Origin of the sequence: Cobetia sp. 2AS (genome assembly GCF_029846355.1) — a bacterium.
GTDB lineage: Bacteria > Pseudomonadota > Gammaproteobacteria > Pseudomonadales > Halomonadaceae > Cobetia > Cobetia amphilecti.
Window position 1 is genome coordinate 318723 of the sequence record NZ_JARWKQ010000003.1, and the last position, 20384, is coordinate 339106.

The following is a 20384-nucleotide window of genomic DNA, read 5'->3' on the forward strand; positions in this document are numbered from 1 at the left end:
TTCATAGCGGCACCGCGATCTGCTGCTGGCTCTGCGGCGAGGTGATCACCTGCATCTCGACGCCGTAGATATCCTTGAGCGTGACGGGGTTCATCATCGCGTCGGGCGCGCCTTCGGCCAGCACCTGGCCGCCGTGCAGCGCCACCAGGCGATCGCAGTAACGCGCGGCCAGATTGATGTCGTGCAGCACGATGATGATGCCCAGCCCCAGGGTGTGGCTCAGGTGCGAGACCAGCTCCATCACCTCGATCTGATGGGCGATATCCAGCGCCGCCAGCGGTTCATCCAGCAGTAGATAACGACTGCCTTGGGCCAGCAGCATGGCCAGCCACACGCGCTGACGTTCGCCACCGGAAAGGGTATCGACCTGCTGTTCGGCGAAGGCTTCGGTGTGGGTCAGCGCGATGGCGCGCTCGATGGCTTCTTCATCCTTGGGGCCGGGACGGCCGAGCAGGCCGTGCCACGGATAACGGCCGAAGGCGACCAGCTCGCGGCCGGTCAGCGCTTCGGCCGCCGGCAGGTGCTGCGGCAGGTAGGCCACCGCCCGCGCGAATTCCCGACTGCCGAACTGCGAGAGCGGGCGATAATCCAGCGCCAGCTTGCCACTGGTCGGCGTGTTCTGACGCGCCAGCAGCTTGAGCAGTGTCGACTTGCCGGAGCCATTGTGGCCGATCAGGCCATGCACCTGGCCGGGGGCGAAATCGAGAGACTGCGTCTTGAGCAGGCAGCGCTCGCCGAGGTCAAAGCGCAGGTGGTCGAGAGTGAACATGAAAGCATCGTCATCCGTGGTCAGGGCGTCAGGCTAAGGGCGATTCATTCTGGGCGACATGACGCGGAGACGTTCGCCCATCCGTGCTCCGCGGGGCCATCAGTGCTGATCGCCTCTTGCTGTCGGGATGTCATCACGCCGGCTTCGTCGTCGCGCCTTGCCGGGCGCGGTTGACGTTTGGCGCACGGCTGGCGGCGAATCCGCGGTGTCCTGTTGGCAGGCGGCACAGTCGCGGCTGACTTCATTGCGATAACAGCCCGCCGCGGCCAGCCGCATCTCGCAGTGCTGCTGCGCCTGGGTGACGTAGCGACCCGCCATGCGCTCGGACACGCCGAGTCGCTCGCCGATCTCGCGCTTGGTCAGGCCCTCGAGGCGATACCAGGTCAGGGCGAGGCGAAAGTGGCCCGCCAGCTCGGAGAGTGCCGCATCGACGACCTGCAGCTTCTGGCGGCGCGCCAGGCTCCTCTCCGGGTCCAGATGGGCGGCCGCCACGCGCTCATCGCCCTCGGACACCGATTCGAATTCCGGTGCGCGGGACTGGTGACGGTGGTGGTCGATGATCAGATTGCGTGCGATGCGAAATAGCCAGGCGCGCGGATTGGCGGGCCAGTCTCCGGTCAGGCGCAGACGCAGATAGACCTCATGGCTGATGTCTTCCGCCAGCTCATGCGAGCCCAGCTGGCGCACCAGAAAGCCGGTCAGTTCGTGACGATGCTCGGCAAACAGCTGGTCCAGCGAGTGGCGGTATTGCTGTGCAGCACAAGCCTGCAGCTCAGCGGGCGTTTCAGCTTCTGGCCCGTGTGCGTCAGGCGTTCGCTCATCCGTGTCGCGATGAGGCCGAACTGGGGGCTTGGCGTGAGAGGACATCCACGGCTCGCAATGAGATCTGTCGTGATGGGAGGGTAATGGTATTGTTGTTACGAATCATTATCAATGATTGAGTGTCAGACACGCCAAGGACCGCCCCCGTGCATGACGAGGGCGGTCCCGGTGCTGCTTGGTCGTAGTTAGATGGTCGTAGTTAGCTGGTCTTGGCTGACGGGTCGTAGCTGACGGGTCATGGCGATCACCAGGTCATCGCGACCTGGTGATCGCCAGATGTGTCAGCGCTCAGCGACGGGCGAAGGCCGCGATGGGGTTATCCAGCTCGCCCTTGAGCTGCAGGGCGCCGGACGGATCGGTGAGATCGACCATCTGCTGGTTGTTGCGCAGCTGCAGGCGGTTGAGGCACGACAGCGTGAAGCGCGGCGCGAACAGATCATGACGCGCGAACTTGTCGGCCATCTCCGGATGGGCATCCTGATAGTCATGGATGCAGGCCGCGACGCGAGACCAGAAGGCCTCCTCCGTCATCACCTGCTCGCGCACCAGCAGCGGTACCGCGAAGCGGAAGATGCAGTCGAAGACATCGGTGAGCAGCGACAGGATGCGGATCGGTTCCGGCACCTCGACCACCAGACGCTCGACCCCTGCCGGCAGTTCGAGTGCACGCGTCTCCTCGGTGGCGAACAGCGCCGCTTCCTCGGCGATGTCCTTCATCAGCGCACCGCACGGCACGCCATCGCGCAGACGCATGATCAGGTTCTCGCCGTGCGGCATGAACACCAGGTCGTGCTTGAAGTAGCAGTGCAGCAGCGGCGTCATGTAAGCCGTCAGCCACTTGTCGATCCACGCTTCGGCGCCGATGCCGGAGCGTTCGATCAGCGCCGGCAGCAAGGCCTTTTCATCGTTGTCGACATGCAGCAGCGCGGCCATGGTCATCAGGCGCTCGCCCTCGTCCTTGACGTCTTCCGGGCTCTCGCGCCACAGGCTGGCCAGCATCTTGCGATAGCCGACTGCCGCCGGGTCCGCGTCTTCCAGCACATCATCGCGATAACCGATGGCCGCGACTTCACGCAGCAGGCGGAAGCCCCACTTCTCGAAGGACGGGTCCGAATCGATCAGGCCCTGCAGCCACTGATTGATGACCGGAGTGGCACGCATGTAATAGGGCGACAGGCCGCGCATGAAGCCCATGTTGAGGATCGACAGCGCGACCTTCACATAGCGGCGATTCGGCTGATTGCGGTTGTAGAGCGTGCGGATCGACTGCTGCGCCTGATAGCGGTCCTCCCCCAGGCCGAGACAGACGATGTGCTGACTGGCGATCTCGGCGGCGAAGGTGATCGCCAGCTTGTGGCTCCACTGCCACGGATGCACCGGCATCATCAGGTAGTCGGAGGGCGCAAGGCCCTTCTCGGTCAGCTGCTGCTCCAGACGGGCGAGTTCGGCTTCACCCAGCTCTTCCTCGAGCAGACGGCGCGGATCGAGACCATCCACGGCCGAGTAATGGGCGTTGTCGCGATGCACGGCGATCCACACCAGCGAGAACGGCTGCGCGGCTTCCGGCGCGTAGGCGCGATAGTCCAGCGCATCGAAGCCCATGCGGCCATTGTTGGCGACGAAGCACGGGTGACCTTCGCTCATTGCCGATTCCAGTGTCTGGAAGGAGGCGCCCGCCAGCACGCGGGCGGACTGATTCTCGCGCACGGCGCGCTGCATCTTCCAGGCGCTGGAGGCAAGCGTGGCGCTGACCTCCTCGAGATAGACCGGCAGCAGGCGCGGCGGAATCTCCAGCACGTCATTGAGTTCCAGAATCAGCTCACGCGCGTCCAGCGGCAGGGCGTTGCCGTCGGCATCCAGACGCTGGATGGAGGCGGCATCGATCAGCCAGTGATCGAGCTGGAAACGGCGCGCCACGAAGCGATATTCCACCGCGCGGCGGCTGACCGGCGGCGTGTCGCTGACCTGCGCTGCCAGCGGCAGGCGGAAGTGATGCCAGTTGTCATGGCTTTGGCAGGCGGTGCGGGTGCCGCAGTCATCGGCGCATTGCGGGTGGATCAGACGCTCGTGGCTGAACTCGGCCAGCGCCTTGCGCACCAGCAGGCGATTGGCCTGCTGCCAGTCCGGGCCGGTGAGATGCTGGCTGGCCGCGGCCGGGTTGGCGGTCACGCCGCTGTCCAGACGCGGGCTGCGGCTGGCCAGGGCGGCGCGGAAGTCCTGCGGGGTGCAGAAGCACAGGCGCGCCGGCTTGCCGTCGAGATCCAGCGGGCCATGATCGACGAAGCCCACCGCGGCATTCAGCGGGTGAATGGCGCGATTGCGGCTGTCCGGCTCCACTACCACACGGGTCACGGGACGGACTGCATCTTTCCCTTCATCGGCATGCTCATCGCGGAACTGGCCGGCGAAGATCATCGCCATGATCGATTCGATCACCGCCCGCGAGAAGCCGCTGATGGGGGCCTGGTCCTCGCTGCGCGGCGCGACGAGGAAGTGCATGCCGAAGTCGCCGGGCTGCACACTGTAATGCTTGCCGAGCGGGTCGTGCGCCGGGTCATAGAGCTCGACCAGAAAGGCCGGCTGGTCATTGTAGAAACCGACCCAGCCCTGGGCGTGCTGGCTCTCTTCCAGGCCCTGGTAGAAGTCGTACTTGGTGGTGATGAGGTCATCACTCATGCCCCAGAAGCTGGCGCGTTCACCGCTGGTCCACTCATCCACCATCGCCATGTCGGCGGCAAGGTCGAGCGGGCGCAGCGCGAATTCGGCGCGCTCGCTCGTGCTGTCGTCCTGCGGCTTGCGCAGGCGTGCCTGGGCTTGCTCCAGCTCCACCGCGCGGCGGGTGAAGCGCGTTCCCGGTGCCGGGCTGAGCAGATTGATCGTTGCGGGCGCGGCGAGTGAGGTCGTCCCGAACAGCTGCTGTGACGGGGTCGCTGCACTGTGAGAACTTGCCGCGCTGCTGGACTGTTCGGTGCTTGCGGCGCTGGTGATGTCGACTGGCATGTTCATGCGGTGGTCTCCCGGTGTTGCGGTGCAGCGGTGTGAGTCGTGTCGGCCTGGGGGGCAGAGATGGTGTCGACAGAGGCGGTGCCGGCAGAGGATGGGCCGGTAGAAGAGGTGCCGGCGTGAATATCCGTCTCGCCGTAGGGCAGGTGTGCGGCGGGCAGCGGTGTGAAGCCATTGCCACAGCCCTTTTCAGAGCCGGGCGCGCCGAAGCTCTGGAAGGCGATGCGGCGCTCGATGGTATAGACCTCACGACCGGTGATGGCGCGCAGGATGCAGCTGTTGCGATAGCAGGCCATGCCCAGGTCCGGCGCGGCCAGCGAATGGGTATGCAGCTCGGCATTCTGGACGAAGATCTCGCCGGCGAACGGTGATTGATCGCCCTCGTTGCCGTCAGCGTCTGCGGTGCTTTGCGTATCGACGGCGTAGAAGCGACCGACGGCGTAGCGGCCTTCCTCGTCACGACGAATGCGCGATTCGATGCTGCGCAGGAAGGGCGGCGCCACGTAGTGATAGCCCGTGGCCAGCACCACGGCGCTGGTGTCATGACGCCAGGCCTGCTGCTGTTCGCGCTGATAGAGCCCCAGCGTGAAGTCGCCGTCGGTCTCTTGCTTGTTCAGCGAGGTCAGTTCGGTATTGGTCATCAGGGTGGTGGGCACCACGCCTTGCAGCTGCTTGGCGTAGAGGGTGTCGTAGATCTCGTCGATCAGCTCGAGATTGATGCCCTTGTAGAGGCCCTTCTGGGTCGCCAGCAGGGTGTTGCGCTGCTCACGCGGCAGGGCGTGGAAGTAATCGATGTAATCCGGCGAGGTCATCTCCAGCGTCAGCTTGCCGTATTCCAGCGGGAAGAAGCGCGGCGAGCGCGTGATCCAGTTGAGCTGGTAGCTGTGCTGGTCGATCTCACGTAGCAGGTCGAGATAGATCTCGGCGGCGCTCTGGCCGGAGCCGATGATGGTGATGGCCGGCTGGGAGGTCAGCTCATCCTTGCGCGCCAGATAGTGGGCGTTGTGGCACACGCGGCTGCCTGCGACCGGCACGACGTCACGCACGGCGTCGGCGGCTTTCGGCAGGTAGGGCTGGGTGCCGGTGCCCAGTACCAGCTTGCGTGCGCGATAGGCGAAGGCTTCGCCGGTGCTGGGGCGAGTGCCGCGCACGACATAGATGTCGCCGACATGCTGGATGTCCTGGACGTCGTGATCGAAGCGCAGGCAGCTCAGCTCGCGCGCCGCCCACTGGCAGTACTGGTTGTACTCGCGACGCAGCAGGAAGAAGTCTTCGCGGATGTAGAAGTTGTAGAGCTTGTCGTGCAGCTTCAGATAGTTGAGGAAGCTGAAGTGGCTGGTCGGGTCGGCCAGCGAGACCATGTCCGCAATGAAGGGCGTCTGCATGCTGGCATCTTCCAGCAGCATGCCCGGGTGCCAGTCGAACGCGGCCTTGCGCTCGAGGAAGACGCCCTGGACGTCTTCCAGCGGCTCGCTCAGACAGGCAAGGCTGAGGTTGAAGGGGCCGATGCCGATGGCAACGAAGTCCAGCACATCATCGCGCGCTTCCAGAGTGTCTGTGACGTGAGGGTTCGAGGTGTCATGCATGACGGCTTTCCTTGGCTTCTGTGGTGTGACTGCGACGGCTGGCGGCCGGAATGTCGGCCAGTGGTGCGCCATGGTTCGGCTGGGCGGTGGTGCTGACGGCCAGATGATGCGCCTTGACCAGCGCCTGGCCGTGCTGGCGGATCAACTCGACCACGGCGGCCAGGTCTTCCTGGCGCGTTTCCGGGTTCAGGAGGGTGAACTTCAGGTACTGACGGCCCGAGACCTTGGTGGCGGCGACGATGGCCTCACCGCTGCGCGACAGGCGCTTGCGGATCTCGCGATTCAAGGCGTCCCACTGCTCGGCGCTGAGGGTCTCTTCGTTGGCGTCATGGAAGCGGAACACCAGGGTGCTGAGCTCCGGCGCCTGGACGACATCGATGTCCGGCGCCGCCTCGAGCAGCTGGTAGCCCTCGCGGGTGAGGTCGATCACGCAATCAAGCATGTCGCCGAGGGCATCGGCGCCCATCAGGCGCAGTGTCATCCACAGTTTCAGGGCGTCGAAACGACGCGTGGTCTGCAGACTCTTGTTGACCTGATCCGGCGTGCCTTCGCGGGCCTGAAGCTCCGGGTTGAGGTAGTCGGCGTGATAGGTGACGTGGCGCAGCTGGGTGCGATCACGTACCACGCAGGCACTACAGCTGACCGGCTGGAAGAAGGTCTTGTGGTAATCGATGGTGACGGAGTCCGCCATCTCGGTGCCCTTGAGCCAGTGACCGTGGCGGCGCGAGGTGATCAGGCCGCCGCCGTAGGCGCCATCGACATGGAACCAGATGCCGCGGGCATGACACTCACGGCCGATGGCCTGCAGCGGGTCGATGCTGCCGAAGTCGGTGGTACCGGCAGTGGCGACCACGGCCATCGGGATCAGGCCTTCGGCGCGGGCATTGTCGAGGGCGTCACGCAGGGCCACGGGGTCCATGCGGCGGCGCTCATCCACGGCGACCGGGATGACGGCATTGTGGCCGAGGCCGAGCAGGGCACAGGCCTTCTGCAGACTGAAATGGCTGATGCCGGAGGCGAAGACGCGCAGGCGTCCGGCTTCCGGCGGCAGGCCGTGGGTCTGGTTGCCGGGGTGGTTGGGCAGCTTCTCGCAGACCGCATCACGTGCCAGCAGCAGTGCCATCAGGTTGGATTGGGTGCCGCCGCTGGTGAAGATGCCATCGGCGGTCGGGCCCAGCCCCAGGCGCTCGGTGGTCCAGTCGATCAGGCGCTGCTCGATCAGGGTGCCGCCGGCGCTCTGGTCCCAGGTGTCGAGTGAGGAATTGATCGCGCCCAGCAGGCTCTCGGCCCATACACCGGGCAGCACGACCGGGCAGTTGAGGTGCGCGATGTAACGAGGGTGATGGAAGTAGACGGCATCCTTCAGGTAGAGCGACTTGAGCTCCTCCAGACCGGCTTCGAGGTTCTCGAGGGGCGTCTCGAGATCGAGGTCGGCAAAGGCCGGACGCAGGGCCTCCGGGGTGATGCCACTGAACGGCTTTTGAACACTGTCGAGCTGTTCAGCCACCAGCTGGCTGATGCGGTCCATGCCTGTCTGCCAGGCATCCATGTTGGCAGGCGAGAACAAGGCGGCGCGCGGCGAGCTGGACAGTGAGTGCGCACAGGCGTCGGTCTGGTCGTCAGACACGGAGGATCCTGCGGCAGCGCCGTAGGTGGCGGCGGAATCTTGAAGGCTGTGCATTACATAACCTTATGCGAATGTTCGCAGATAAAGACTTGGAAGAGACTCGCAGCCAGCTGGGACAGATGGCTCAGGTGCGAGGACCAGTCAGGACATTCATCAAGTGCCGCGTTTGCGGTCGTTGTTGTTGGTGAAGCTGTTGGCAAAGCCGTCGGCGTGATCAGTCACGTCTGCCGTGGGCATCGGCAGAGTGAGTCGTCACCGAGTGCCCCTGTATCGGGCAAATCCGGTGGCCGGCATCCCCGGTGGCATGTGCTGGACACGCCAGAGCTATCAGACGATGAGTGGTTCAGGGCGATGGTGCCGGCGACATCCTTGCCGCCGGCGGGTCGTGCGGGTCGATTCAGAATCGACGGACTGCGGGGTTTTCGAAATCAGAAATCATAGGTCAGTGTCGCGGTCATGCTGCGCTCGGCACCGTAGTAGCAGAAGCTGGTGTTGTAGCAGGACGCGATGTATTCCTTATCGAACAGGTTGCTGACGTTGAGCTGCACGCTGGTGCCGCTCCAGCCGATCTGGCTCAGGTCGTAGCCGACCAGGGCATCGACCAGCGCGTAGTTCGGCACCTTCTCGGTGTTCTCGGAATCCGCCCACATGTCGGCGTAGTAGCGCACGCCGAGGCCGGCATTCAGTCCCGTGAGCGGGCCTTCATTGAAGGCGTAGTCACCCCAGACGCTGACCTGGTGCTTGGGCACCTGGTTGGCATCGTTGCCTTCGGTGCCATCTTCCGCCTTGGCATAGGTCACGTCGGTGTAGCTGTAACCGGCCTGCAGCGCGAAGTCGCGGGTCACCTGGGTACGGGCTTCCAGCTCCAGGCCCTGGGACTCGATTTCACCGTAGGCGGTGTAGTAGCTGTCTTCCGGGTCCTTGGAGGCGACGTTTTCCTGATTGATGCGGAACAGCGAGACGCTGTACTGATCACGCGTGCCGTTGGGCTGGTACTTCATGCCGACCTCGACCTGCTTGCCGGTGGTCGGGTCGAGCAGGTCGCCGTCTTCATCGGTGTAGGAGTTCGGCGAGAAGGACGTGGAGTAGCTGACATAGGGCGAGATGCCGTTGTCGAAGCCGTAGATCAGGCCGATGCGGCCGCTCATCTCGTTGTCGTTCAGCTCACTGGTGGTGTTGTAGTCACGATCGGTGTTCTTGATGTTGACCCAGTCCTGACGCAGACCGGCGGCCAGGTTCCAGCGACCCCAGCTGATCTGGTCCTGCAGGTAGACACCGGTCTGGTCCAGTTCACGCTTCTGGTTCTCGGTGGCATAGATGGAGACATCGGCATCGCTGCTGCTGGAGACATCCAGCGTGCTGGCGGTGCCGTATTCCCAGTCCACGTCATTGGTGCGCGTCTGATAGTCGGCACCGAACAGCAGGGTGTGATCGAAGGCGCCGGTGGAGAAGCGGCTCTCCAGCTGGTTGTCGACGGTCCAGGCGCGCAGGCTTTCTTCGCCGCCGGAGTAGTAGCGGGTCAGCTCGGTGTCCGAGGCCCAGCCATAGGCGTAGACCTGCTCGAGGTCCACATCGGAGCGCAGATAGCGGAATTTCTGGCGTGCAGTCACATCGTCGTTGAAGCGGTGCTCGAAATCGTAACCAAGCATGCGTTCGGTGCGATCGAACTCTTCGTAGTCCTCGTCACCTTCGTAGAAATCGTTGCCGAGCTTGGTGCCGTTGTAGCTGACCACCGTGCCTTCATAGGGCAGACCGGAGTGGTAACCGCCTTCCGGGTCCTTCTGGAAGTAGCCCATCAGGGTGACGGTGGTGTCGTCGGTGACGTCCATGGTGATCTGCGGCGAGAAGGCGTAACGCTCTTCCTCGACGGAGTCGACCTGGGTGTCCTCGGCACTGGCGAGGCCGGTCAGGCGATAGGCGATACGCTTCTCGTCATCCAGCGGGCCGGTGAGGTCGAAGGCCGCGCTGCGTTCGTTGTCGTCGCCGACGGTGAAGCGGACCTGGCCGGAGTCCTGGAACTCGGGGCGCTTGGACTGCATCGCGACCAGGCCACCCGGCGAGGAGCGTCCGTAGAGAACGGAGGACGGCCCTTTCACCACCTCGATGCTGTCGAGGAAGTAGGGGTCGATGGTCATCGAGCTGTAGGAACCCGAGTCGCCCATCAGCTTCAGGCCATCCAGAAAGGTGTTGCTGACACTGCCATCGGAGAAGCCACGCAGCACCAGATAGTCATAGCGGTTGGAGGCACCGATCTGGTTGGTGAAGACGCCCGGCGTGTAGTCCGCGGCACGCTGGACTGTCTCGGCTGCGCGCTTGTCGATATCGTCGCGCGTGATGGTGGAGACGGCCTGTGGGGTTTCCAGATAGCCGGTATCGGTCTTGGTAGCCGCTGTGGTGGTCACCGTCATGGTGTCGAGGGTCTCGTCCTGAGACTCACGGTGGTCGGCCGCCATGGCCTGACCGGCGAAGGGCAGGCCAAGGCCAATCGCCAGTGCCAGAGGGTGCCTGGGCAGGGTCATCAGCAGGGAGCGAGTGGCTTTATGTGCGGCGGAGTCTTTCATGAGCGCGGTGTTCCATCCGGAATGATTTATATAGGAATGATTCTTGTTCGTCGTTCTCTCCTGTGGGTAGACGTTCAGATGACAGCTTTCTGAACCATGAATGAGAATTATTTTTATCATTCTCTTATGTCGTGGCGTCATGAGGGCTGACCATCGCCGTCATGCGCGCTCTCGCTGGCTGGCGCAGGCTTCATCCTCGGCTGCTACCAACACAAAAAAACCGCCCCGTAGGGCGGTTCTGATGACGCGATGCGCAGGCTTGCGATTGGGTCGCGCTCGCCTGGCGGCGTCGCGCTGTGCTGAAGGTTACTGGTCGACCATCTCGCCCTGCAGCGTGACGGGGATGTCGCCTACCAGCTTGCCGTAGCCCAGCAGGTTGAGCAGGGTGCTGCCGACCTGATTCCTGGCGACTTCTGCACTGTCCAGTGAGATGGGGTCGGCGTTGATGAAGGTCAGGTGGGTGGCATCCTGACGGGTGACCTCCAGCGGCAGGGTCTCGCGGTGGGTGCGGTTGCCATCGGTGGCCGAGAAGGGCACCTGCATGCGCGTCGTCTGACCGGGTTCCAGCGCCGCGATGGCCAGCGGATCAAGATTCAGGGTCAGCGTGGCCAGGCGCATCTGGCTGACGCCGGACAGCCACGGCGGCAGCTCGCCGACCTTGTCGAGCAGGTCGGTCTGGCCGACGCTCAAGGGAATGCTCATCTTGCCGTCATCTCCCACGGTGCCGCTCAGGCCATTGAGATGATGCACGTGCTCCACATTGCCCTGGCTTCCCTGCGCGGTCAGCGTCGCGGTGGCGCCGCTGCTGTCGGGCACCAGCTGCCAGGCGGCTTGTGTCGGCAGGCTGACACCGATGCCACTCATGGCGAAGGCCAGTGCCGCGGCCTTGATCGGGGCGCCGAAGCGGCTTTTGGCGGCTGTGGCGGTGAGGCGGCTGGCGGGTTTGCCGGTCGAGCGACGCGCAAGCGTGCGACTCAGGGCGCGGGTCCAGCGAGAGAAAGGCAATGACATGTCATGACTCCTGATGGCCAGGGGCTTGATCGGGCGAGGCCCGCCATGAGCGCCTGGAAAAGATTCGATGCTGCAGATGGGACATTGGACAGGCGGCGGCTCCAAGGGTTCGCGACACTCGTCGCAGCCGCAGGCTGACGGGGATGATCAACGCACATCTCGCGTCGCAGCCGGGAGGGGGAAATCGCTATGTTGTTGAGTTTTCGGGCTTTCCCGAGGCTCATGCTTTCGCTATCATATGCGCGCTGCATGGGCCCATAGCTCAGTTGGTTAGAGCACTCGACTCATAATCGATTGGTCGCAGGTTCAAGTCCTGCTGGGCCCACCATGCATGCCAGTGGAGTTACATTCAGCTGATGCTCAAAAGCTCCAGTGCCCCGACAAGTCGCCAATGGCGGCTTTTTTTGTGCCTGTCACTCTGGCCTCTCTTGCTGTTCTTTCTTTCTCTTCTTTCCCTTCTTTCCCCCCACCAGTGCATCAATGGCGTGATTTCTCGTGGTCCTGAACCACGAACGCCCCATGCCATGGGGCATGAGGCGTTTTCCTCTGCATTGGCGCGGATCATCCGGTTCGGGTGATCTCTTGCAGGGTCGCTATCACTGAGTCTCTTCTTCCATTTCCTGCTCAGTGTCATTGGCGGCACCGCTGATGGCGTTGCCGGCGGTGGTCAGCGCATTGGCGGTCGCCTGACGAGTGTCCTGCCAGGCGCTGGCAGCGGTGTTCTTGGTTTCATCCCAGGCCGCTGCGGCGCTCTTGCGCGTGTCCTGCCACCAGTCGGTGGTGTAGTTCGGCTGCTGCTCGAACTCGCTCACATCCATGTCGAGGTGGATGCGGTATTCCAGGGCATCCAGATCATCGCCCTGTTCGGTCTCGAGGGTGAACTTGCCCGTTTCCACGACGTACTGGTTCTCGTCCAGCCCCATGGAGTCATCGCTTTCGACGACCAGAGCGGCGACCTGCATATTGTCGTCGAGCAGGATGTCCTCGACTTCACCGATCACGTTGTTGTCATCGTTCTGCAGGTAGACATCGGCATCCATCAGCTCATCTGCGGAGTAGAGCCCCTGCGGACTGGCCATGGCCATGCTGGTAGTGGACAGCAGCGTGGTCGCGGTGATCGCACCCAGAATCTGTTTGCGGTTCATATTGCTCATGCCGTACTCCTTGCGTGTTGAATCGGTACTTCTGGTCCGGTCCCTCAAGCGCTTCCTTCTCGCTCGTGGCGCAAATGATTCGCCAGAACCATGACCCTACCCACTGAGATCCTGACGAGACCGACAAGTTTCAAGGGGGTGAAAGAAAAACTTGTACGAGAATTCCTCTGTCTGTCACATGCAAGGTGTAGTGGAGCAATGTCGTCGTGCCAAGAGAGTGAGCTTTCTGGTGCTCCGTACCTGTCGCGAACAGGCCGCCCGCAAGCGCTCTGTCAGCAGGGCCCTGACGAAGGGTTCGAGTAGAGGGGCCGAGCAGGGAGGTGAGGTGCTGAAGGATCGCTTGGATGCCAAGGCCCGCGCCGTTCAAGGCAAGAAGTCGAGACAAGGCACGTGGATATGCCGCAATCAGTGCGCGTTCAAGTCTTTTTCTGCTCGCTGATTGGCTGTCTGACGAGAGGGGCAAGATGTTTTTGCACGTCAAAAGAGGCTTTTTTGTAGCGAAGTGTTACACGGCTCTGGCGGGGCGCTCTCGTGCCACAGCGGGCGCATGGGGAGAGGTAAACGCTTGATCAGCGCACACGAAAACGCCTGCCAATGCGTCTACATTAGCTATACAGATACGTTCTGATACGCGTTAAAACTTGTACACGGTTTTGGAAGTGTCTAACTTTGCAACTGTCGAAGCACGGCGGGGCAGGCAGGAGATCACCTGATACAGCATTGATGGAGCTGCAGAGCCGCTTTTTCAATCCCTTGTCAGGTTGCCGCAAGTTTTCACATCGTCATGCCGCCCGCTCCACCGGTTTCGAGCACAAGGTTTTCATCATGGATCCAGTGGAGGGCATTGAGATGAACACAGTACGCAAGGTTCCCATGGAGTGTTCACGCTGTGGCAGCAACCGGGTTCACCTCGAAGATTCCCCGGCAGATGATGACATCGTCAGTTGTGCAGAATGTGATGAGTTTCTGGGTGTCTGGTTCATGTTGCGTGATCGCCTTGAAGTCAGTGCCCGCAAGCGAGCTGCGATTGACCCGGCCCTGATGGCGCAGAAGGTGGTCCAGCAGCTGGACGCCTCGGCCTGAAGCAAGCGCCGGTAAGGCCCAGTGTTCGCCAGTGCGTGTGAGGGCGCACAAGAATTTTTACCTCAGTGCCAGTCGGATTCGCTGTTTCGCCCTGGTCGCGGGCTTGTTGCCCAAGGCAACGAAACTGAATTTATGGCACTGCAGGTGGAGTCGAGATTTCCGTGATACCGCTGACGACTGTTCAGCGTCCTGGTCGACCTGCGGCGAGCCGCGTTGCTTCCGCGATAGGTCCTGTTCTGCCTGAGAGTGTTTTCCCGGCCTTTGGTCGGGATTTTTTTGGCTTCAAGCCCATGAATGCCCGTCTGACGCCCGTCTGAAGAACGGTGCGGCGGACACCCCCCTGATCTGGTATGCGTTTGATCTGCGTCATTCGCGAGGTGTTATCAGACTGTAAGATAGTGCTGTCAGACTCTTGCCCGTCGCGCTGCCATGAAGTGTGTTCCGCGCTCTGCGCGATACCTTCCGCAGCCGTGAGCGCAGAGACTGACCAGCGATAAAATTGTGGCATCTAACCGAAAGTGCAATGGAGTCTGTCGCTATCTGTCTCCATCATGCGCACGCAAACCGAGCCACGTCTTGATGTTTTCTGTACTGAGAATCTGGTCATGACATCGTCATCTTTTGCGTCGAAAAGGAGTTCGCGCATGTTTACCCCATCAGTCCCGACCCGTAATGGCCCTCAGTGTCCCGAATGCAACGAAGCGCTGGATTGGCCTGCCCGTGATCTGCCGGATGATCACATCCTCAAGTGCCCCAACGGCCATGCGTTGTGTTCGATGGGCGATTTTCGCCTGGCGGCACGAGAGATGGCGCTGCAGGAAGAGTTCCGCCTGACGCGTGATGGCGCCAGGTCACACGGCCAGCACCGTGTACCGGAGCGCCCCGTCGCGCGCATGTCCAACACCGCAAGCCACGGCACCAGCCATGAGTCGCTTGCCGGCAGCATCAGCGCCGCCTGACATCCGTCTGTTCGCGCCTGCCTCTCAAGCCCCGGCCACCGTGCCGGGGCTTTGCGTCTGAGCGCAGTGCCTGGCAGTGCCAGGGCGAGGTAGCTCGGTGAGGTATCTCGGTAAGGTAGCTCGAGCCGAATGACGAGCGACTCCCCGCCAGCGGGGTTGCATGCCGTGTGAGTGGCCCCATGTCTTGGGGAGACGTCAATCGACCAGTCTCAAGGCGAGCTGCCCAGACACCGAACAGGAGAATGCTTCATGTCAGATCTTTCCGAGGAACTGCGTATCCCCAAGCCGTGCCCGGACTGTGGCAGCCAGCGAGTCCGCGTCTCGCAGGTCCACAATCCCGACGACAAGGTGTTCTGTGCATCCTGCGGCACCTACGTCTGCCTGTATGCCGATGTGGCCAAGATGCGAGAGGAGGGCGCGAGCAGCGAAGCGGAAGAGCTGCTGGAGCAGGCGTCCAACAAGGGTATGAAGAAGTGACCTGATCTCTGGCATGAGACACCGATAAAAGAAAAGGCCCCCACCGTGAGGTGAGGGGCCTTTTCTTTTATCGGGCACATTTCATGCCAGGCGCATTTCATGTCAGGCGCAGGCCCTGTGCTTGCGGGCCCGCGCCTGGGTTCGCCTCTAGCTCTCGTCACCCTGGCTCGGGGTAGAGGCCTTGGCGATGGCGCCAGTGTTGTCGGCGGCTTCCAGCTTGGCCAGCATGTTCTCTGACTGACGCTTGAAGTTGGCGAGCGCCTTGCCGGACAAAGACTTGTTGTTCGGCAGCTGAACACGCATGGCATCGACCTGGCGGTTGTTGACCATCACCTCGTAGTGCAGGTGCGGGCCGGTGGAGCGGCCGGTGTTGCCTGACAGGGCGATCTTCTCACCCATGGTCACGCGCTCACCTTTCTTGACCAGCGGGCGTGACAGGTGCAGATAACGGGTCTTGTAGCCGTTGTCCATGCGCAGCACCAGATAGCGACCGGCCAGCGGGTGATTGCCGACCAGCTCGACGACGCCATCCGCGGTGGAAAGCACCGGCGTGCCGATACGCACCGCGAAGTCAGTGCCCTTGTGCGGGCTGATGCGTCCGGTCACCGGATGGCGACGGCTGAGGTTGAACGGCGAGCTGATGCGCGCCTTGTGCGCCAGCGGATAGCGATTGAAGGCCGGGTCGAGGCCCTTGCCATCAGGGGTGTAGTAGCGGCCATCGCTGCTGTTGCGCACCACGGTCAGTGACTTGCGAGACCCTTCATAGCGTGCGGCGAGGATGCGGGAATCCATGCTGGTGCCGTCGATCATGTCGGACTCGACCAGCACCTGGAACCTGTCACCCTTGCGCGTATCGCGACGGAAATCGATCTTCTTGCCCAGCACCTGGGTCAGCTGGCTGACTTCCGCGACGCCCAGGCCAGTGGCTTCCGCCGACAGGGAGAAGCTGCCACTGACCGTACCGGCGAACATGCGCTGAGTGGCCTGGGTTGCCTTCTCGATCTTGGCGACATTGAAACTTTCACCGCCGGACTCACGCTTGACCATGAAGCCGCGACGCGCGTCCTTCATGATGCGCAACGCCAGCAGGTTGCCGTCTTCATCCAGCTTGTAATCGAAGCTGTCGCCGATGCGCCAATGCGTCAGCACACGCTTGTCAGGCAGCGCCTTGAGGATGCGCGTGGTTTCGCTGTAGCCAAGGCCCAGCGAGCGCTCCGCCATCACGGCGAAGGTATCGCCGGCCTGCACGGTATAGGTCTGCCACTCGGGCACATAGACTTCCTCGGCCGCCAGCTCGGTCTGCAGCGTCGGGCTTTCGCCGAGCTCGACCGGGTCGACGGAGAGGTCGTCATAGGAGGTGCCGCCGGCCTGTTCGTCGGTCGCGGTGCCGATGACGGCTTCTGCGGTCTTCACTGCCGCCGGCGCCAGTGCCACGATGGGGCCTGCCGTCTGGCTGTCGGGATGATAGTTGGCATCCGTCAGCAGCGTCGGCATGTCGAAATCGATGGCGACGATCTCGCTGGGCGTCAGTGTTGCCAGCGGAATGTCACCGGAGGCCGAGCTGGCCGCTGTCTGATTGGCGAGCTGCGCCGGGCTCAGAGGAGACTGAGTGTCATCGGCGGCAGCAATCGCCAGCGGCAGCTTGGCCGGGGTGCTGGAATTTGCACTGGCCAGGTCGATGGCGATGGACTGTGAGGCCGTAGAGACATCAGGAGCATCGAATGTTTCGAGAAGCTTGTGAGCACCCAGCACGGTAACCATGGTGGCAACAGGTAAAAGAAGATACTTGTGCGCGCGAGGGAGCGAATGAAGGATTCGCAGCATATGTGACCGATAAAGTTATGTGAAATGAAAAGATGGCAACAATGAGGCATTCGAACCTTAACCAAGGTTCCCATCGTTCGATAGGCTGGACGCATGTCCAGTATGAGTAATTCAACCCTGTTTAGATCATTGACGGCGCAATTGGCGGTACCGGCAACATGAGGTCTGGCGAAAATAGCGCCATTTTTGCTTAGGAAACGCTGTTCAGGCAGTAAATCCTGCTTGGTGTTAAATTTTGTAAAGTTACGCAAAATAGCGTATTTGGCCTCCTGCATTTCAGAGGATGCCGTCCTGATGTCCGAGGATTGCGACCAGATGTCGGGAGTCTGACAGCACAGAATGCTCTTTTGCTCCCGTCGGGTTGCAGTATCAGGTGTCTGGTTTTTTGCGTCTGGCATGTCAGGATTGCCCCGTGCATTCCCGTACGTTCTGCAAGAGGAATCCTGATGTCGTCACGCGTGACACTGGCTCAGTGGCAGATGCTGGCCGCCGTGGTGGACCACGGCAGCTTCGCGCGCGCGGCGGCCGCGATCCACAAGAGCCCCTCGACTCTGAATCACGCCGTGCATCGCCTGGAGGCCTTGCTGGGCGTGCAGGTGCTGGAGCCGGTCGGGCGCAATGTCCGGCTGACCGAGGCGGGTGAATTGCTGCTGCGCCGGGCGCGTCAGCTGATCGAGAATGCGCGGGCACTCGAGGATGTGGCCGATGCGTTGTCGGCGGGCATGGAGAGCGAGATCGCCATCGCGGTGGATCAGCTGTTTCCGTCGGATGTGCTGGCACGGGCGCTGGAAGCCTTCTCGACGGCCTACCCTCAGGTGCGTGTCCAGCTGCACGAAACGACGCTGACCGGCGGGCGCGAGCTGTTCGAGGAGAAGGAAGCGGACCTGTTGATCAGCGGCCTGATGCTGGATGGCCATCTCGGCACCCCGTTGCTGCGTGAAACCTTCATCGCCGTGGCGGCGCCGGGGCACCCGCTGCATGCTCTCGGACGGCCGCTGGATCTGCGTGATCTCGTGCAGCATCGCCAGCTGGTGGTACGCGACAGCAGTCGTTCCAGCGGCATGGATGCCGGCTGGCTCAAGGCCGAGGCGCGCTGGACGGTGAGCCACCTGGCCACGTCAGTCGATCTTGCAGAACGCGGACTGGGCTTCGCCTGGTTGCCCCGCACCCGCATGAGCGAGGCTCTGGCCCGGGGGCGGCTGCTGCCACTGCCGCTGGCCAATAGCGGCGAACGCGAAGTATCGCTGATGCTCTATCTGCCGGACGATGATCGCGCGGGCCCCGCCGTCCGCGCGATGAAGGCGCAGCTGCACGCTGCCGTCGAGCAGGACGCAAGCGAGCGGCGCTCCTGAAAGCGTATAGGGTCTGAAAAGCGTGAGGGCTTGAGAAGAGCGCGCGACGTGATCGTTCGAGAAACTCGATCGTTGCCACGCAGTGAATTCGCTTGCGCTGTCGCGCTTGGCTCTTAGGCTGGGGGCATCCCCTCAGCCATATAAGGAGCGTGCAAGATGGGCTTACTGGTCGACGGCAAGTGGCAGGATCGCTGGTATGACACCGACAGCACCGGCGGTGAATTCAAGCGCGAGAGCGCGCGGCTCAGGGATTGGGTCGTGGCGCCCGATGCCCCGCTCGAAGGGCCGCAGGGACAAGCGGCCGTGCCCGCCAGCGCAGACCGCTTCCACCTCTACGTCTCGTTGGCCTGCCCGTGGGCGCACCGCGCGCTGATCATGCGCTCTCTCAAGGGGCTCAAGCCGCTGGTCGGCATGTCCTACACCAGCCCATTGATGCTCGAACATGGCTGGAGCTATCTCGAGGAAGAAGGCTCCAGCGGTGACCCGATCAATGGCGTGCGCTATCACCACCAGCTCTACACCCTGACCGACCCGCACTACACCGGCCGTGTCACCGTGCCGGCGCTCTGGGACAAGCAGACCGGTCGCATCGTCAACAACGAGTCCGCGGAACTGGTACGCATCTTCAATGACGCCTTCGATTCGCTGACCGGCAATGATCTGGATTTCTATCCCGAAGACCTGCGCGGCGAGATCGATGCGATCAATGCCGAGGTCTATGACAAGGTCAACAATGGCGTCTACAAGACCGGCTTCGCCACGCGGCAGGAGGTCTACGAGCGTCACTTCACGGCGCTGTTCGAGTGCCTGGATTCACTGGAGCGCCGGCTGGCCGACTCGCGTTATCTCACCGGTGAGTGGCTGACCGAAGCCGACATCCGCCTGTTCACCACCCTGATCCGCTTCGATGCCGTCTACTTCGGGCACTTCAAGTGCAATCAGCGCCGTATCGCCGACTATCCCAACCTCTCGCACTATCTGCGCGAGCTGTATCAGTGGCCGGGCATCGCCGAGACCTGCGATCTTGCGCATATCAAGACTCACTATTACGCCAGTCAGCAGACCATCAATCCCACCGCTATCGTGCCGGTCGGCCCGAGCCTGGCGCTCGACGCTCCCCATGACCGCGAGCGTCTGCCGGGCCAGGGCATTCGTCGTCACGCCTGAGGTCTTGAAGTGTGAGTTGATCGCGCCCGAGTTGATGGCGAGCAGCGGCGGTTGGGTCAGGCGCGCGGTGTCGGGCGTCTGATCTTCGCCAGCCAGCGGTCCAGTGCATTGCCGAAGTCGCGTTGCTCGCGCTGGCCATAGGCGGACGGGCCGCCGGTGTGCTCGCCGCTGGAGCGCATGCTCTCCATGAAGTCGCGCATCTGCACCTTGGCGCGAATGTTGTTGCTATCCAGCGCTTCGCCGCGGGTCGTCATCACCAGAGCGCCTTTCTCGATCGCCTCCAGCGCCAGCGGCAGGTCGGAGGTGATCACCATGTCACCGGGGTGGGCGCGCTCGACGATCAACTGATCGGCAGCATCGGCCCCTTGTGGGACCGACAGCGCCTTGACGTGCATCGAGCGCGGCAGCGGCACCTGATGATTGGCGACGAACCAGGTAGGGGTCGCGGTGCGTTCCGCCGCGCGCACCAGGATGTCACGCGCGGCGCGCGGACAGGCATCGGCGTCGACCCACAGCGTGGTGACATGCTCGGCGGGATGTTGTGGGGAGGGGGCGTCATGGTCTTGCGCGTCAGTCATGCAGGCTCCTGTCAGGTGGCTGTTCAGCGAGTCGTGATGGCGGGGCGCATGCCTGCCCGAAGGCGGCCGGCCTGCGACCAAGGTCAAAAGAAAGGATGCAGAATGCGTGAGAGGCTGCTAGAATGCCAGCTCCTCGCATGTAGTGACCCACCATCCTGAGTAGCCGAGCCCGACGTGATCGCCGTTATCTTGTGGCCATCAGCCGGTATTTCGCGCCTCCCGGACCGCGTGGCGTAGCTTGCCCCAGCCATCCGTGACCCCTCGATTCGATCGATGTCCGGCCGCCGCGATGCAAGACCCGTCCCTGTCCACAGTGTGCATGATGGAGCGCCCCGAGACTCTGAGTAGAAGAGCCTCTGGTTGCTGTACGGTCGCCGCAGCGTTGTGCCTGAAAGTGGAATTGCGTCCACC

General features: G+C 62.6%; 15 protein-coding genes and 1 tRNA gene. 6 read left to right on the top strand and 10 right to left on the bottom strand.

Annotated elements, in window-relative coordinates; all coding sequences use genetic code 11:
• Window position 1 precedes the first annotated feature (1 nt).
• The 7 genes from QD356_RS11240 to QD356_RS11270 all read right to left on the bottom strand — a co-directional run bounded on the left by QD356_RS11240 (window position 2) and on the right by QD356_RS11270 (window position 11379).
• The gene (locus tag QD356_RS11240) at window positions 2-769 is read right to left on the bottom strand and encodes an ATP-binding cassette domain-containing protein (protein WP_192838581.1); all 768 of its coding nucleotides are present in this window, start codon (window positions 767-769) and stop codon (window positions 2-4) included.
• A 99-nt stretch (window positions 770-868) separates the two neighbouring features.
• Entirely contained in the window at window positions 869-1636 is a 768-nt protein-coding gene (locus QD356_RS11245; RefSeq protein WP_192838580.1) for an RNA polymerase sigma factor, read from the bottom strand.
• A gap of 243 nt (window positions 1637-1879) precedes the next feature.
• Window positions 1880-4597 (bottom strand): GNAT family N-acetyltransferase, encoded by a 2718-nt coding sequence (locus QD356_RS11250; RefSeq protein WP_279877839.1) that lies wholly within the window; start codon window positions 4595-4597, stop codon window positions 1880-1882.
• Window positions 4594-6180 (bottom strand): SidA/IucD/PvdA family monooxygenase, encoded by a 1587-nt coding sequence (locus tag QD356_RS11255; protein WP_192838579.1) that lies wholly within the window; start codon window positions 6178-6180, stop codon window positions 4594-4596. The genes QD356_RS11250 and QD356_RS11255 overlap by 4 nt, the downstream gene beginning before the upstream one ends.
• A complete protein-coding gene (locus tag QD356_RS11260; RefSeq protein WP_279877843.1) occupies window positions 6173-7807 on the bottom strand; it encodes an aspartate aminotransferase family protein in 1635 nt (544 codons plus the stop codon). The genes QD356_RS11255 and QD356_RS11260 overlap by 8 nt, the downstream gene beginning before the upstream one ends.
• Window positions 7808-8235: 428 nt before the next feature.
• Entirely contained in the window at window positions 8236-10368 is a 2133-nt protein-coding gene (locus QD356_RS11265) for a TonB-dependent siderophore receptor (protein ID WP_225996513.1), read from the bottom strand.
• A gap of 306 nt (window positions 10369-10674) precedes the next feature.
• Window positions 10675-11379, bottom strand: a complete 705-nt coding sequence (locus QD356_RS11270; protein WP_043333134.1) for a hypothetical protein — start codon at window positions 11377-11379, stop codon at window positions 10675-10677.
• A gap of 251 nt (window positions 11380-11630) precedes the next feature.
• Here QD356_RS11270 and QD356_RS11275 point away from each other — a divergent pair.
• Window positions 11631-11707, top strand: a tRNA-Ile gene (locus QD356_RS11275).
• 268 nt (window positions 11708-11975) lie between these two features.
• Here QD356_RS11275 and QD356_RS11280 read toward each other — a convergent pair.
• On the bottom strand, window positions 11976-12533 hold the full coding sequence (locus tag QD356_RS11280) for a hypothetical protein (RefSeq protein ID WP_052384472.1): 558 nt from the start codon (window positions 12531-12533) through the stop codon (window positions 11976-11978).
• A gap of 669 nt (window positions 12534-13202) precedes the next feature.
• On the opposite strand from QD356_RS11280, the gene QD356_RS11285 reads away from it, so the two are divergent.
• The 3 genes from QD356_RS11285 to QD356_RS11295 all read left to right on the top strand — a co-directional run bounded on the left by QD356_RS11285 (window position 13203) and on the right by QD356_RS11295 (window position 15052).
• Window positions 13203-13616 (top strand): hypothetical protein, encoded by a 414-nt coding sequence (locus tag QD356_RS11285; RefSeq protein ID WP_192838578.1) that lies wholly within the window; start codon window positions 13203-13205, stop codon window positions 13614-13616.
• Between the two features lie 644 nt (window positions 13617-14260).
• Complete coding sequence (locus QD356_RS11290; RefSeq protein WP_043333132.1) at window positions 14261-14575, top strand: hypothetical protein; 315 nt, start codon at window positions 14261-14263, stop codon at window positions 14573-14575.
• Window positions 14576-14824: 249 nt separating this feature from the next.
• Window positions 14825-15052 carry a hypothetical protein gene (locus tag QD356_RS11295; RefSeq protein WP_054555349.1) on the top strand — a complete coding sequence of 76 codons (228 nt, stop codon included), beginning with the start codon at window positions 14825-14827 and terminating at the stop codon, window positions 15050-15052.
• 147 nt (window positions 15053-15199) lie between these two features.
• Here the strand turns inward: QD356_RS11295 and QD356_RS11300 are convergent, their stop codons facing one another.
• The gene (locus QD356_RS11300; protein WP_225996512.1) at window positions 15200-16813 is read right to left on the bottom strand and encodes a peptidoglycan DD-metalloendopeptidase family protein; all 1614 of its coding nucleotides are present in this window, start codon (window positions 16811-16813) and stop codon (window positions 15200-15202) included.
• Between the two features lie 509 nt (window positions 16814-17322).
• Here QD356_RS11300 and QD356_RS11305 point away from each other — a divergent pair.
• Both QD356_RS11305 and QD356_RS11310 read left to right on the top strand, forming a co-directional pair.
• Window positions 17323-18228, top strand: a complete 906-nt coding sequence (locus QD356_RS11305; RefSeq protein WP_192838576.1) for a LysR family transcriptional regulator — start codon at window positions 17323-17325, stop codon at window positions 18226-18228.
• A gap of 156 nt (window positions 18229-18384) precedes the next feature.
• Window positions 18385-19395 carry a glutathione S-transferase family protein gene (locus tag QD356_RS11310; RefSeq protein ID WP_192838575.1) on the top strand — a complete coding sequence of 337 codons (1011 nt, stop codon included), beginning with the start codon at window positions 18385-18387 and terminating at the stop codon, window positions 19393-19395.
• A gap of 56 nt (window positions 19396-19451) precedes the next feature.
• Here the strand turns inward: QD356_RS11310 and QD356_RS11315 are convergent, their stop codons facing one another.
• Window positions 19452-19973, bottom strand: coding sequence for a YaiI/YqxD family protein (locus QD356_RS11315; protein WP_084589335.1), 522 nt, complete (start codon window positions 19971-19973; stop codon window positions 19452-19454).
• Window positions 19974-20384: the final 411 nt, after the last annotated feature.